The sequence below is a fragment of the Thermosipho sp. 1070 genome, from assembly GCF_001682135.1.
Lineage (GTDB): Bacteria > Thermotogota > Thermotogae > Thermotogales > Fervidobacteriaceae > Thermosipho > Thermosipho affectus.
Map to the genome: position 1 here is coordinate 1,347,355 of NZ_CP007121.1, position 12,662 is coordinate 1,360,016.

General features: G+C 33.4%; 16 protein-coding genes. 10 read left to right on the forward strand and 6 right to left on the reverse strand.

Annotation, left to right across the window (positions count from 1 at the left end):
* The first annotated feature begins 1 nt into the window (after window position 1).
* The 10 genes from Y592_RS06835 (at window position 2) to Y592_RS06880 (ending at window position 9,351) form a co-directional block, all read left to right on the forward strand.
* Entirely contained in the window at window positions 2–343 is a 342-nt protein-coding gene (locus Y592_RS06835; protein WP_077287737.1) for a sodium:proton antiporter, read from the forward strand.
* Window positions 340–1,689: a complex I subunit 5 family protein gene (locus tag Y592_RS06840; protein ID WP_075666249.1), complete on the forward strand. Its 1,350-nt coding sequence runs from the start codon at window positions 340–342 to the stop codon at window positions 1,687–1,689. The genes Y592_RS06835 and Y592_RS06840 overlap by 4 nt, the downstream gene beginning before the upstream one ends.
* Window positions 1,690–3,531 (forward strand): proton-conducting transporter transmembrane domain-containing protein, encoded by a 1,842-nt coding sequence (locus Y592_RS06845; protein ID WP_077287739.1) that lies wholly within the window; start codon window positions 1,690–1,692, stop codon window positions 3,529–3,531.
* Window positions 3,532–3,534: 3 nt separating this feature from the next.
* A complete protein-coding gene (locus tag Y592_RS06850; protein ID WP_075666250.1) occupies window positions 3,535–4,416 on the forward strand; it encodes a respiratory chain complex I subunit 1 family protein in 882 nt (293 codons plus the stop codon).
* 12 nt (window positions 4,417–4,428) lie between these two features.
* On the forward strand, window positions 4,429–4,971 hold the full coding sequence (locus Y592_RS06855; protein ID WP_075666251.1) for a NuoB/complex I 20 kDa subunit family protein: 543 nt from the start codon (window positions 4,429–4,431) through the stop codon (window positions 4,969–4,971).
* On the forward strand, window positions 4,952–5,482 hold the full coding sequence (locus Y592_RS06860; RefSeq protein ID WP_075666252.1) for an NADH-quinone oxidoreductase subunit C: 531 nt from the start codon (window positions 4,952–4,954) through the stop codon (window positions 5,480–5,482). The genes Y592_RS06855 and Y592_RS06860 overlap by 20 nt, the downstream gene beginning before the upstream one ends.
* A complete protein-coding gene (locus tag Y592_RS06865) occupies window positions 5,475–6,578 on the forward strand; it encodes an NADH-quinone oxidoreductase subunit D (RefSeq protein WP_075666253.1) in 1,104 nt (367 codons plus the stop codon). Before Y592_RS06860 ends, Y592_RS06865 begins: the two co-directional genes overlap by 8 nt.
* A gap of 12 nt (window positions 6,579–6,590) precedes the next feature.
* Window positions 6,591–8,441 carry an FAD-dependent oxidoreductase gene (locus Y592_RS06870; RefSeq protein ID WP_075666254.1) on the forward strand — a complete coding sequence of 617 codons (1,851 nt, stop codon included), beginning with the start codon at window positions 6,591–6,593 and terminating at the stop codon, window positions 8,439–8,441.
* Window positions 8,441–8,944 carry a ferritin family protein gene (locus Y592_RS06875; RefSeq protein ID WP_075666255.1) on the forward strand — a complete coding sequence of 168 codons (504 nt, stop codon included), beginning with the start codon at window positions 8,441–8,443 and terminating at the stop codon, window positions 8,942–8,944. Before Y592_RS06870 ends, Y592_RS06875 begins: the two co-directional genes overlap by 1 nt.
* A 95-nt stretch (window positions 8,945–9,039) precedes the next feature.
* On the forward strand, window positions 9,040–9,351 hold the full coding sequence (locus tag Y592_RS06880) for a ferritin family protein (protein ID WP_075666256.1): 312 nt from the start codon (window positions 9,040–9,042) through the stop codon (window positions 9,349–9,351).
* Here the strand turns inward: Y592_RS06880 and Y592_RS06885 are convergent.
* The 6 genes from Y592_RS06885 to Y592_RS06910 form a co-directional block, all read right to left on the reverse strand.
* Window positions 9,348–9,920 carry a nucleotidyltransferase family protein gene (locus Y592_RS06885; protein ID WP_075666257.1) on the reverse strand — a complete coding sequence of 191 codons (573 nt, stop codon included), beginning with the start codon at window positions 9,918–9,920 and terminating at the stop codon, window positions 9,348–9,350. The two genes, Y592_RS06880 and Y592_RS06885, sit on opposite strands and share 4 nt — an antisense overlap.
* A gap of 62 nt (window positions 9,921–9,982) precedes the next feature.
* Window positions 9,983–10,249 carry a 4Fe-4S binding protein gene (locus Y592_RS06890; protein ID WP_075666258.1) on the reverse strand — a complete coding sequence of 89 codons (267 nt, stop codon included), beginning with the start codon at window positions 10,247–10,249 and terminating at the stop codon, window positions 9,983–9,985.
* 4 nt (window positions 10,250–10,253) lie between these two features.
* Complete coding sequence (locus Y592_RS06895; RefSeq protein WP_077287743.1) at window positions 10,254–10,577, reverse strand: NifB/NifX family molybdenum-iron cluster-binding protein; 324 nt, start codon at window positions 10,575–10,577, stop codon at window positions 10,254–10,256.
* 9 nt (window positions 10,578–10,586) lie between these two features.
* A complete protein-coding gene (locus Y592_RS06900) occupies window positions 10,587–10,931 on the reverse strand; it encodes a NifB/NifX family molybdenum-iron cluster-binding protein (protein ID WP_075666260.1) in 345 nt (114 codons plus the stop codon).
* The gene (locus tag Y592_RS06905; protein ID WP_075666261.1) at window positions 10,928–11,809 is read right to left on the reverse strand and encodes an ATP-binding protein; all 882 of its coding nucleotides are present in this window, start codon (window positions 11,807–11,809) and stop codon (window positions 10,928–10,930) included. Before Y592_RS06905 ends, Y592_RS06900 begins: the two co-directional genes overlap by 4 nt.
* Window positions 11,806–12,654: an ATP-binding protein gene (locus Y592_RS06910; RefSeq protein WP_075666262.1), complete on the reverse strand. Its 849-nt coding sequence runs from the start codon at window positions 12,652–12,654 to the stop codon at window positions 11,806–11,808. The genes Y592_RS06905 and Y592_RS06910 overlap by 4 nt, the downstream gene beginning before the upstream one ends.
* Window positions 12,655–12,662: the final 8 nt, after the last annotated feature.

The following is a 12,662-nucleotide window of genomic DNA, read 5'->3' on the forward strand; positions in this document are numbered from 1 at the left end:
AATGGTCTATTATATTGCTTTTGTTTTAATAGGAATAGGTATATACGGAATCTTAACTCAAAAAAATTTGTTTAAATTTTTAGTATCTTTAACGATTATAGATACCGCGATAAATATATTTATAATTTCTCTTGGATATATTGAAGGAAAAGATGTACCAATATATTCTCAATATACCCCTGTTGCCAATTTTGTAGATCCATTACCACAAGCATTGGTACTTACAGCAATTGTAATTAGTGTTGGAACCCTTGCGCTTGGTGCATCTTTATTGATAAAAGTTTACGAAAAATATGAAACTTTAGAAGTTGAAGAAATCGCCACAAAGGAGGCGAAAGAATGACGGCGTTGCTTGTTGTTGTACCTTTACTTTCTGCATTTTTGTTTGTACCTTTTAAGGAAAAGGCAAAATATGTCCTGCCATTTATAGTTATTATTAACCTTTTTTTATTGATGAATATTCCTGTTAATTCCACGGTGCAAATGGGAGGATGGAAGGCACCATTTGGAATTGTTTTAGTTTTAGATTCTGCAAGTTTTAACACACTTTTGGTTGTTAACATAATATTTTTAATTGTTTCGTTGATACCTCAAATTGCCAATGGTTTATCGATAGTAGTGTTGATTTTACTTTCTTCATTGAATGGAATAATTTTAACCGGTGATATTTTCAACTCATTTGTTTTCTTAGAAATAACAGCGGCTGCAGCTTACATTATTGCATCTTCAAAGAAAAATTATTATGGTGCGTATAAATATCTTATTGTTGGAAGTGTTGCAGGTGGATTTTATCTTTTAGGTGTTATATATGCATATATAGGAACAGGTTCTTTGAATTTTGCAGATATTTCGCTTAACATGAAAAGTTCATTTTTGCCTTATGTTACCCTTATGTTGTTTATAGGTTTGGCGGTTGAAAGCAAAATTTTACCATTAGCAGGTTGGATTCCAGACGTTTATGCTTCTGGATCTGCAATAACACCAACTATTTTGGCTACAAGTGTAACTTTCTCAATGTTTTACCTTTTAAGTAGGATATTTATCACAATCTTCAACGGTTATTTTTTGGATGTTTTGTATGTTTTTGGATTGATTACTTTGGTATTAGCTGAAATTGCCGCATTTAGACAGGAAAATCTTCTAAAAGCGCTTGCGTTTTCCTCTATAGCACAAGCGGGTTTAGTATTAAGTGTGCTTTCTCTCAATACATCTAACGCATTAACTGCTGCTTATTTTCATTTGTTGAATGATGCAACGTCAAAAATAATTTTGTTTGTTATTGGTGCAACCTTAATAGGAAGTTTTATGAATAACAAAACTGCAGGTATTTCCTTTAGTATTGCATCGTTTTCGTTAATTGGCTTTCCACTTTTTGCAGGATTTAGAAGTAAATTGTTAATTTTGCAAAGTGCATTTGAAAAAGGGGATTATTTGTTACCTGCGCTTTTGTTGTTTTCAACTATAATAGAAGCTGCATATTTGTTGAGGTGGAATATAAAGCTTTGGTATTGTAAGTATAAAAAAGATTCTAATATTTCATGGAATATTTTGTTAATTGCTTTGGTGTTATCTCTACTTTTAATCTATATAGGTATATACCCTGAAATGTATCTAAAGATATCTGAAAACATATCACAAGGTATAATGAGCTCTCAGACGTATATTAATAACGTTTTAGGAGGGATGTAAATGATATCCTTAACTAATTTAATTTTGGTTTTTCTTTTTGGTTCAGTTGTAAGTTATCTGTTGACAAAATCTAACAGAGTTTTAGGTTCAATATTTAACTTTTTACTCACCGCGTATGCACTTTATGAAATTTGGAATTTAAATATAAATTATAGTGAAAAACTTTTTGGACTTTTTAACAATTTAGAAAGTACATTTAAAGTTACATATTTAGGGAAGTATTTTGCTTTAGTAAGTATGATTATAATTTCTTTTGTGGCATTTTTTATAATTGAATGGATTAAGAAAAAGGGTATTAAACCTGCCGCTTTTAACGCTTTTATGTTGATTATGATTTCTGGAGTTTTAGGGGTATTTTTTGCAAATGACTTGTTAACTCTTTACATTTTTTGGGAATTAGCCGTTTTGGGTTCATTTTTGATAGTTCCCATGGGAAAAGAAGATTCAAAAAAAGCAGCTGTAATTTATGCTGTGACAAGTGCCATTGGAAGTTACATGTACCTTTATGCAACCTTTGCAATTTTTAAGAGGTATGGTGTGCTTTCGTTTGAACAGGTATCTCAACAATTAGTTAATGATTCGTCGTTGTTTAAATGGTTTATAATTTTATTTATTGCAAGTGCTGGTATAGCAAAAAGTGGAATTTTTCCACTCCATACTTGGCTTAGAATTACCCACGGTAACGCTCCAGATGCGTTTAGTGCAATCTTATCTGGGCAATTGGTAAAAATGGGATCTTATGTTTTGGCAATTGCAATATCTGTTTTTCCAACTGTTCAAATGTTTTCTTCATTTTATCATGGGATCCCACTACTTAATTACCTTTTAATTTGGCTTGGTAATATTTCAATATTAATTGGTACGTTTATGGCAATTAGGCAAAATGATATGAAACAACTAATTGCATTTTCATCTATTGCAAATGGTGGATACATCCTCGTGGGATTGGGAACTATGAATTCAATAGGTTATGCAGGTGGATTGTTTCATGTATTTAACCATGCAATAGCTGCTGCTATGATTTTCTTATCTTTTGCAGCAGTTGTGTATAGGACGGGAACTACGAAGATTGATGAAATGGGTGGATTAATTTGGAGAATGCCATGGACATTTGTTACATATCTTGTTGGAATAATTTCACTTGCGGGGATACCACCTACAAGCGGATTTATATCAAAGTGGATGATTTTTAGTGCGCTTGTCAACAAGGGTATGTTTATCACGTTGGCAATTACATTTATTGGAAGTGTCGGATCTTTTCTTTATGTTTTTAGACCATTAGCAGGTGTATTTTTGGGGCAGCTAAAGAGAAAACATGCGGATGTAAAAGAAGTCCCAGGTATTATGTTAATACCTATGTTGTTGTTTGTTGTTCTGGTGCTTTTTATTGGAGTTTATCCAAAGCCAGTTTTAGATTATATAAGTTCAATAGAGAAAGTTCTTGGAATAAAACCTATTTCATACAGTGGATTTGAGATAGTAACTCCGTTGGGTAAGTGGAATACTTTAACAGTTTTTACAATGTTTGCAGTAGGTTTTATAATCGCAACAGTTTTGTATTTGATATTCCCAAGGGGAAAGAGGGTTGAATTAACTGATCAATATACTGGTGGGGATTACTTATACAATTATGACTTGTACCACTATGCGACAGGATTTTATAGGTTTATTGAACGATTGTACGATAGACATCCATCTTTTGAAAAATTGTATGGTATGTTAGCTGTGTTCTTTAGATCAATTGGTGATATTGTAACTGATTTGATTTATAAACCAAGTCCGAGTGGATACGTTTTTTGGATTTCTGTTGTAATCCTCATAATATATTGGGTGAGGTGGTAAGAGATGACAATATTAAAGGTAATTGCAGTTTTATTAACGGGATTTTTTGTTGGATTAACTCTAGAAGGAATTGCAAGGAAAATAATGGCCAGAGTACAAAGAAGGTATGGCCCGCCTTGGTATCAGAATTTTATAGATGTTTTCAAGGCTCTTTCAAAAAGGGGAATTTCTCATGGTTGGATTTTTGATTTTGGAATCTTAATGGCATTGGGAGGAGTTATTGCAACTTTAGCTTTTGTACCATTGGGGGATTTAGTTGCATTTCCTGGACTTGACAATATTTTTATAATAGTGTATTTGTTTGCAGTTGGATCACTTGGAATGGCAATGGGAATGGTTGGTTCTGGGAATCCTAATGCTAGTATAGGGGTTGCAAGAGCTTTAACTCAAATGCTTGGTTATGAACTACCTTATTTAATTTCTATAGCAGGTGTTTTGTATTATTATAAAACCAGTTCTGTGTCTGGGTTGATGATGGCTCAGCAGGATACTTGGACTTTATTTAAAATGCCAATAGGTGGAATTGTTGCTTTTGTTTCGCTGCTTGGAATGCTGGGTAAAAAACCTTTTGATACACCTATTGCACCTGCTGAAATTGCGTCTGGTCCAATGGTGGAACTGTCTGCCAAATATATGGGACTTTTAATGTTAATGCATACTTTTTCGATATTCGTTGAAATAGGATTGTTTGTGGATATATTCCTTGGAGTAAGTAATTATTTTACATTTCTTTTGAAATTTACTATAGTTTGGATAATTGCAACATTAATTTCATCGGTTTTGCCAAGATTTAGAATAGAACAAGTTGTTAAATTTTATTGGAAAGTACCGTTAAGTTTAGCGTTTGTCCAGGTTTTATTTGTATTACTTGGTTGGGTATTTTAGGAGGTGAAAGAAATGGCCGTTGATGAAAGAAGTTTATGGGAAAAAATAGCAGATAAACTTAGAAGTAGATCATTGTGGATGCTACATTATTGTACAGGTTGTGGAGCTATGGAACTTCCTCCAACAATGACTTCAAGGTTTGATATGGAAAGATTTGGTATGGGGCCAATGGCTACTCCAAGGCAGGCGGATATTTTGTTTATAACTGGATATCTAAGTGCTAAAACACTTAGAAGGGTTATTTATACTTATGAAAAAATGGCGGAACCTAGATATGTTATTGGATTTGGATCATGTACGTTAAACGGAGGTATATATTACGATTCATATGCTACAATAAACAGATTGGATTATTACATTCCCGTGGATTTGTATATTGCGGGTTGTATGCCAAGACCTGAAGCATTACTTGAAGCATTTAATGAACTTATGAGGATGATAAGAAGAGGAGAAGCAAATGGATGGAAAAAATACAAAGAAAATTATGAATGGTATAAACAGAATCAGATAAGATCCCTTGGGGAGGTGTTTGTACATGATGAATTCCATGAGTAATACAGTAGAGAAACTAAAAAGAATAGTTAATAATTTAGATATAACAAAGGTAGACGAGAGAGAAATAAAACTTGAATTACCAAATGAACAAGTTTTACCAGCGCTTTTAGCTTTAAAAGAAGATGGATATTCACATTTATCTTTAATAACGGCAGTTGATTGGATAGATGAGGGAAAGTTTGAGCTTGTTTATATTCTCTATTCTTGGAATAATGGTGGAAAATTTTTGATTACAACAAAAATAAATAGGGATACTCCAAAATTTGTTACTGTAAAACACATGTGGCCTATTGCAAGATATTACGAAAGAGAGCTCCATGAGTTTTTTGGAATAAAGTTTGAGGGAAATAATGATATGAGGCCGCTTTTCTTAGAAATGTGGGATGACATGCCACCTTTAAGAAAGGATTTTGATCCATTTGAGTATTCGAAAAAGAAATTTCCAGATAGGGAATATCAAAAGGATGTCATTCATGAAGCTAAGATAATAAGAGGTGATATAGATGGGTGAAGTAAAGCTCTTTTTTGGTCCTAACCATCCGGGAATGCACGGTAATTTTAGTGTCCATATGTATGTTGAAGGGGATACTGTTGAAAAAGCAAGACCGTTACCTGGTTTTTTGCATAGAGGTTTTGAGAAGCTAATGGAAAGAAGACTTTGGTATCAGAATCTTGCATTAATCCCAAGGATTTGTGTGCCTGAACCAGATATTAATGAAGCATGTTATGCAATGGCTGTTGAAAAGATTGCAAAGATAGATGTTCCTGAAAGAGCCCAATGGATAAGGATGATTGTTTTAGAATTAGCAAGGATTGCAAGTCATTTAATGAGTTTTCCGGGTATTGGCGGCACTATTGGCCTTTATACAAGTTCATTTTGGGGAGTATCGGATAGAGATCGTATTTTAGATATTTTTGAAAGTTTAACTGGTGCAAGAGTTTATCATATGTACATAATACCCGGAGGAGTTAGAAAAGATTTAACTCCAAAGATACAAGATTTAATCTTTAATACTTTAAATTACATTGAAGAAAGATTGGGAGAATATGAAACTTTGATTTTTAAGAATAGGATAGTTCATACGAGATTAAAAGGAATAGCTTTATTAGATAAGGAAACAGCATTAGGGCTTGGTGTTACTGGAGTTGGCCTTAGAGCGACAGGAGTGCCGTATGATATTAGAAAAGTTGATCCTTATTTGTTCTACGATAAAGTTGATTTTGAAGTTCCTACAGCTACTGAAGGAGATGCATATGCAAGGGTATATCTTAAATATCTTGAGATATACCAAAGTATAAAAATAATTAGGCAATGTCTTGAAAAAATGCCAGAAGGAAAAATTAATGTTCCAATTAGTGAAGGTAACGCCCTTAGGTATAGAGTACCAAAAGGTCAAGCTTACGTGCATATAGAATCAACAAGAGGAGAGTATGGTTATTATATGGTTTCAGATGGAGGAGAAAAACCATATAGAGTAGCAGTACGTGGGGCTTCATATCCTCAAACATTTATAGGTATAGAAAAGTATTTGCCTGGAACAAGAATAGAAGATGTTCCAATTTGGCTTTCAACAATGGATGTTTGTGCTCCAGAGGTAGATAGATAAGGAGGGGACATAATGGCAAATAAATCAATTCCTAAAAAAGAGTTTTTTGCTCCTATAAAAGCGTGGAAATATATATTTAAAAAGCCAGTTACTATAAAAGTTCCTTATGTTAAAAGAGAGGCTGCAGAAAGATATAGGGGATTTCACATAAATGATTGGAATGAGTGTATTGGATGTGGAACATGTGCAAAGATATGTCCGACAGATGCCATTAGAATGGTTGAAGTTGATGATTTGCCACACGAATACGGTAAAAAACCCCAACGTCCTGTTATAGATTATGGAAGATGTTCATTCTGTGCGATGTGTGTGGATATATGTACTACAGGTTCACTAAAGATGACGAGAGAATATGTCCATGTTTCTCCAGAACCAGAAGATTTTATATTTGCGCCTACCGAAAAGGGAATCCATGGAATTGAGGATGTTCCTGTAGGATGGATTAGAGATGAAGGTTCTGATTTACTTGAACTTGAAAGAGTAGAAATGGAAATGATTGAAGGTGAGGGGCGTTCAAAATCTTTTATTGAATATGTGAAAGGATACAGCAAGGAGCAAGCCATGCATGAGGCAGCACGATGTGTTGAGTGTGCTTTGTGTACGGATAGGTGCCCTCAACATATGCAAATTCCAGAGTACATAAAGGCAATATGGAGAGATGATTTAACAGATGCACTAAAATGGCTTTTAAAGGGAAATGAGGAAAATAATATGTTAGGTGCAAATCCATTTTCTGCAGTTTGTGGAAGGGTTTGTACGCACAAATGTGAAGAAGCTTGTTCTTTGGGAAATAGAGGAGAGGCTATAGCAATAAGGTGGTTAAAGAGGTATATTGTTGATAACGTACCAGAGTATGATAAAGTTTTAGAAGCTAGACCGGAAAATAAAGGTAAAAAAGTTGCAATTGTTGGTTCAGGGCCTGCAGGGCTTTCAGCTGCGTACTTTTTAGCAACTATGGGATATGAGGTAGAAGTTTTCGAATCTTTGTCAAGACCCGGTGGGGTAATGAGATATGGGATACCATCCTACAGGTTGCCAGATGAGGCTCTTGACAAAGATATAGCTTTTATTCAAGCTTTAGGTGTAAAGATACACGTTGGTGTTTCTGTTGGAAAAGATATACCTCTACAAAAATTAAAAAACGAATTTGATGCGGTATTTGTATCAACAGGGTTTACTTTGGGACGTTCAACTGGAATTCCAGGAACGGAACATGAAGATGTAATTCAGGCATTACCTCTTTTAAGGGAAATTAGAGATTATCTTAGAGGAGAAGGACCAAAACCCAAGATCCCTAAAAGTTTAGTAGTAATAGGTGGAGGTAATGTGGCAATGGATGTTGCAAGATCTATGGCAAGGCTCCAGATAATGGAATACGGTAAAGTTGATGTAAAGGTAACGAGTTTGGAAAGAACATATGAGGAAATGCCTGCTGATATGGATGAAATAGAAGAAGGGGCTGAAGAAGGTGTAAAATTCTATCCGGGATGGGGTCCTGTAAGGATCGTTATTAAAAACGATAAAGTTATGGGAATAGAATTAAAGAAGTGTTTACAGGTTTTTGATGAAAATAGAAGATTTAATCCTAAATTCGATGAAAATGAAAGACAGACATTAGAAGCTGAAATGGTTGTTGAAGCTATTGGTCAAGCACCGGATTATAGTTATCTTCCTGAAGATTTAAAAGAAAAATTGGAGTTTGTCAGAGGAAGAATTTTGACAAATGAATATAGACAGACATCTGTTAAATGGTTGTTTGCGGGAGGAGATATTGTAAATGGCCCGGATATTATACACGGTGTAGCAGATGGATATTGGGCAGCAAGGGGAATTGATGAATTTCTTACAAAGGGGGTAAAATAATGTCTATTGAAGATATTTTAAAGGTTGCGGAAAATTTTGAAATAGAGGGATTTAAGTTTTACAAAGAGAAAAAAGAAGAGGTAAAAAATAAGTTGGCAAGAGAAGTGTTGGAATTTTTACAAGAAATGGAAAAAGAGCATACGGAGTATATTAGAAAGATAAGGAAAGCCTTAGAAGAAGAAGAAGAAATACCAGTTGCACCTTTAGATACGACAAAAGATTTTTTTAATGAGAGACTTAGGGGCCAAAAGATAGAAGAAACACCATCTGAAGATGATATCAAAGATTTGTCAATTTTAAGAATGGCATTGTTAATAGAAAAAGATTTTGTAAATTATTATGATAAAGCTGCAGAAAGAGCAAAGGTAATGGAAGATAAGACGCTAGAAAGTATATTAATAAACTTAAGAGAATGGGAAAAGGGACATGTAAATTTAGTTAAAGAGCTTATCTTACAGATATTTGAGAAAAACAGATTGGATTTGGGATTTTATCCATTTTAAATAAAAAAGGCACCCATTTGGGTGCCTTTGTTTATAGATGAAAATGCAGTATAATAAAAGTGTACCATAACTTAATTTTTAAAGGAGTGGATAACATGCCAGAATTTTCTAATCCATTTTCAGGGTTAAAATCTGATAGAAAATTAACTCATGATGAATTGGTTAGAGCTATTCGTTATATGATTTCAGCTGAGTATGAAGCTATACAACTTTACATGCAGTTAGCAGAATCTACGGATAATGAACTTGCAAGGGAAGTATTAATAGATATAGCAAATGAAGAGAGAGTACATGCAGGTGAATTTTTAAGGTTATTAAAAGAACTTGAACCAGATGAAGAGAAGTATTACAACGAAGGAGCTATGGAAGTTGAAGAAGAAATAAAAAAGTTAAAGGGTAAACTTTAATCGTCTATATCTCTTAAAATTCTATTTGTACTAAAGTTTACTTTTGTCAATAAAGAAGGATTTTTGTTTATTATTTGCTTGATACCTATGTCATTTTCAAGTTTAAAAATTTCATCGAAAAGTGATTTGTGTACAAAAGTTGGAAAACCCTTCTTGTTGTTAAAAAATGGAGCAATAATTAAGTGTCTTCCATTACAGTATTTTTTGAGTGTCTTTATATCTTCTTTTTTTATAAACGGCATATCTGCTAGGAAAATAGCAACATATTCGGGGAGAATGTTTGTGCTTTTTATTTCTTTTATTGCTAATTTGATCGATGTACTGATACCTTCTTTGTAATTTTTGTTTTTAAGAATAAAAAAATTGTCTGGAACCACAAAATTGTCCTTTATAAAATTCCATAAAGGATTAACAACTATGTAATTTTTATCGAAATTGCAACTTTTTACTAGGTTTATTACCATTTGAAGCATGAATTTATCACCAATAGTATGTAGCAATTTTATGCCGTTTTTATACCTTTTTCCTTCACCTGCAGCTAAAATAATTGAATATATGCTTTTTTGCATTTTTATCCCCTTTAAATATTATATCATATAAAAAATCTCTCTGCAGATGCAGAGAGATTTGTTTAATATCCTCTTCCCCTTCCATGTCCTAAACCTCTTCCAAAGCCGCGATGGCCCATTCCTTTTCCCATACCTCTAAGTGAGGGGTTTTCATAGTTTGGTCGAATTGCGTTTTTGGGACATTTTTCCATACATAAGCCGCATCTTGTACAAATGTTGTTGTTTATAAAAGGATAGCCATCATCTTGGATGAAGATAGCATTTTCCACAGGACACACATTGACACAGACCTTACATTTTACACAATCTTCTTTCTTTACCCATGGCATATTATCACCCCTGTAATTGCATTTTAACTAATTCCAACGCTTTACTTACTTCGGGTGTATCCACTGTAATTGGTATGTATCCAAGTTCTTTAAGTCTTTTTTTGGAACTTTTTCCCATAGATATTCCTACCCATACTTTGCAATCTCCTAAAAATTCAAGAATTTCATCCACTTTTGCATGTAAGTGGGTTTCTGCATATGGATTTTTCCTTTCTTCTTTTTTTATAAAATTTGTTCCATCAAATTCGTAAATCAAATAAGTATTAGAGTGACCAAAATGTTCTGGGTTCATTGTTTTTCCATCTGCTGTTCCTATTGCAACCAACATAATATCACCTTAATTTGTTGCGCTTTCTGTTTTTTCTAGTTTTCCATTCTTGAAATTTTCAATTGTATTTTTTACTGTGTCTTTTTGTGTTATATAAACATCTATTTTTGCAGCTTTAAGGACATCAAAAGCGTTCTTTCCCACACTTTGGGAAATTAATACTTTAACGCCTTTGTTTACAAGCATTTGGGAGACTTTTGGACCTTTACCATGTGCTTCTGATGAGTCGTTTTCTATAACTTCTACTATTTCATCTTTTTCAGTATCGTAAATGATAATATACTCGGCCCTTGCGTACCTATCGTTGATCATTGAATCAAGAATTTTACCTTCAGATGGAATTGCTATTTTCATACTTTCTCCTCCTTTTTTATGATTTTAATTAATTTTTTGTATATTTCCATTATTGCCTTTGCCGCTTTACTATCTTTAAATATAACTATAGGTTTACTTTCAAGGATTGCGTTTTCTACAGTTTCGTCAAATGGAATTTTTCCCAGTATTGGTATGTTTTCTTTTTGACAAAAACTTTCTATTTCTTTTGAAATTTTTTCATTAATGTCGTATTTGTTAATTACAATTGCAAAATCTCTTTTAAAATGCCTAACGGTATCTATGATCCTTTTTAAATCATGTATACCACTTGAAGTAGGTTCTGTTACAATTATGACGAAATATGTGGCGGCGATTGATGAAGTTGCTGGACAACCAATGCCAGGTGCTCCATCGATTAAAACTATTTCTTTTTTTAGACTTTTAGCCTTTTCAATTGCTAATTTTCTAACCTCTGCAACCAATCCTCCTGAAGTTTCTTCACCTGGAGTTAAATTTCCATGGACTATATTTTTTGTTTCTGAGGTAGAATAATAAAATTTACCAGATAATGATTCTTCCAATTTAATGGCATTTTGTGGGCATGAAATTACACACGCATTACAACCTTCACAGGCATATGGATCAACTTTATATGAACCATCAAATACAATTGCTTCAAATCTGCATATTTTTTTGCATATCCCACAATTATTGCATTTTTCGTGATCAATTATTGCTTTTTTTCCTCCGTAGTATTCATGTTTTTCTAATACCTTTGAATTAAACATTAGGTTTAAATTTGCCGCATCTACGTCACAATCTGCTAGAATTGCATTGTCAAATAAAATTCCAAGTGAAGAACTTAATGTTGTTTTACCGGTTCCACCTTTACCACTAACTATTGCTATTTGTTTCATTTTACCAGCTCCTTTATTGTTTCATAAACTGCTATGAATTTTTCTTGATAATCCGGAAAATATTCAGTAAATAATTTTCCTTCGGAGTAGATTTTGGCGATTTTCCTTTCAAAAGGCACTCTCATTAAAATTGGTATTCCTTTTTCTGCAGCAAAGTCATCAATTATCTTTGTTTTGGAACTATCACGATTTATTATAATGCCTGAAGGAATGTTCATTTCGCTAACAAGTTCGAAAGCAAGCTTTAAATCGTGCAATCCAAAGGTAGTAGGTTCTGTAACGAGAATTGCAAAGTCAACATTTCTTAGTGTTTCAACAACTGGACATGAACTTCCAGGTTGCGAATCAATTATTACAATTTCTGCACTGTTATCAATATGTTTTTTTAATTGTCTAATAATTTTGACACCAGAGGGCTCACCTATGTTTAACAATCCCATCCCAAATTTTAAATTTTCATTTATTTTTCCCAGCATTATTTTACCGATGCTTTTGGGATTTTCAGTTATGGCGTTTACAGGACATACCATTTTACACACTCCACAGCCATGACACAAGCTTTCAAAAACCATAGCTCCAGATTCAAAGACGGATATGGCTCCGAATTGACAGTTTTTTGAACATTCACCACATCTAATACATGTATTATTATCAACAACAGGAAGTAAAAGTTCTACATTTTCTTCGTGAGTAAATGAAATATCGAAAAAAATGTGATCATTTGGTTCTTCCACGTCTGCATCGAGTAATTGTACAGATTTTATTTTGGATAATGTCCATGCGAGGTTTGTTGAGATGGTTGTTTTACCAGTTCCACCTTTTCCGCTTAATATTGCAATCTTCATACGACACC

Excerpts from the sequence above, each read along its gene's own strand:
- Y592_RS06835 (WP_077287737.1), top strand. The coding sequence starts at position 2 with ATGGTCTATTATATTGCTTTTGTTTTAATAGGAATAGGTATATACGGA.
- Y592_RS06840 (WP_075666249.1), top strand. The coding sequence starts at position 340 with ATGACGGCGTTGCTTGTTGTTGTACCTTTACTTTCTGCATTTTTGTTT.
- Y592_RS06845 (WP_077287739.1), top strand. The coding sequence starts at position 1,690 with ATGATATCCTTAACTAATTTAATTTTGGTTTTTCTTTTTGGTTCAGTT.
- Y592_RS06850 (WP_075666250.1), top strand. The coding sequence starts at position 3,535 with ATGACAATATTAAAGGTAATTGCAGTTTTATTAACGGGATTTTTTGTT.
- Y592_RS06855 (WP_075666251.1), top strand. The coding sequence starts at position 4,429 with ATGGCCGTTGATGAAAGAAGTTTATGGGAAAAAATAGCAGATAAACTT.
- Y592_RS06860 (WP_075666252.1), top strand. The coding sequence starts at position 4,952 with ATGATGAATTCCATGAGTAATACAGTAGAGAAACTAAAAAGAATAGTT.
- Y592_RS06865 (WP_075666253.1), top strand. The coding sequence starts at position 5,475 with ATGGGTGAAGTAAAGCTCTTTTTTGGTCCTAACCATCCGGGAATGCAC.
- Y592_RS06870 (WP_075666254.1), top strand. The coding sequence starts at position 6,591 with ATGGCAAATAAATCAATTCCTAAAAAAGAGTTTTTTGCTCCTATAAAA.
- Y592_RS06875 (WP_075666255.1), top strand. The coding sequence starts at position 8,441 with ATGTCTATTGAAGATATTTTAAAGGTTGCGGAAAATTTTGAAATAGAG.
- Y592_RS06880 (WP_075666256.1), top strand. The coding sequence starts at position 9,040 with ATGCCAGAATTTTCTAATCCATTTTCAGGGTTAAAATCTGATAGAAAA.
- Y592_RS06885 (WP_075666257.1), bottom strand. The coding sequence starts at position 9,920 with ATGCAAAAAAGCATATATTCAATTATTTTAGCTGCAGGTGAAGGAAAA.
- Y592_RS06890 (WP_075666258.1), bottom strand. The coding sequence starts at position 10,249 with ATGCCATGGGTAAAGAAAGAAGATTGTGTAAAATGTAAGGTCTGTGTC.
- Y592_RS06895 (WP_077287743.1), bottom strand. The coding sequence starts at position 10,577 with ATGTTGGTTGCAATAGGAACAGCAGATGGAAAAACAATGAACCCAGAA.
- Y592_RS06900 (WP_075666260.1), bottom strand. The coding sequence starts at position 10,931 with ATGAAAATAGCAATTCCATCTGAAGGTAAAATTCTTGATTCAATGATC.
- Y592_RS06905 (WP_075666261.1), bottom strand. The coding sequence starts at position 11,809 with ATGAAACAAATAGCAATAGTTAGTGGTAAAGGTGGAACCGGTAAAACA.
- Y592_RS06910 (WP_075666262.1), bottom strand. The coding sequence starts at position 12,654 with ATGAAGATTGCAATATTAAGCGGAAAAGGTGGAACTGGTAAAACAACC.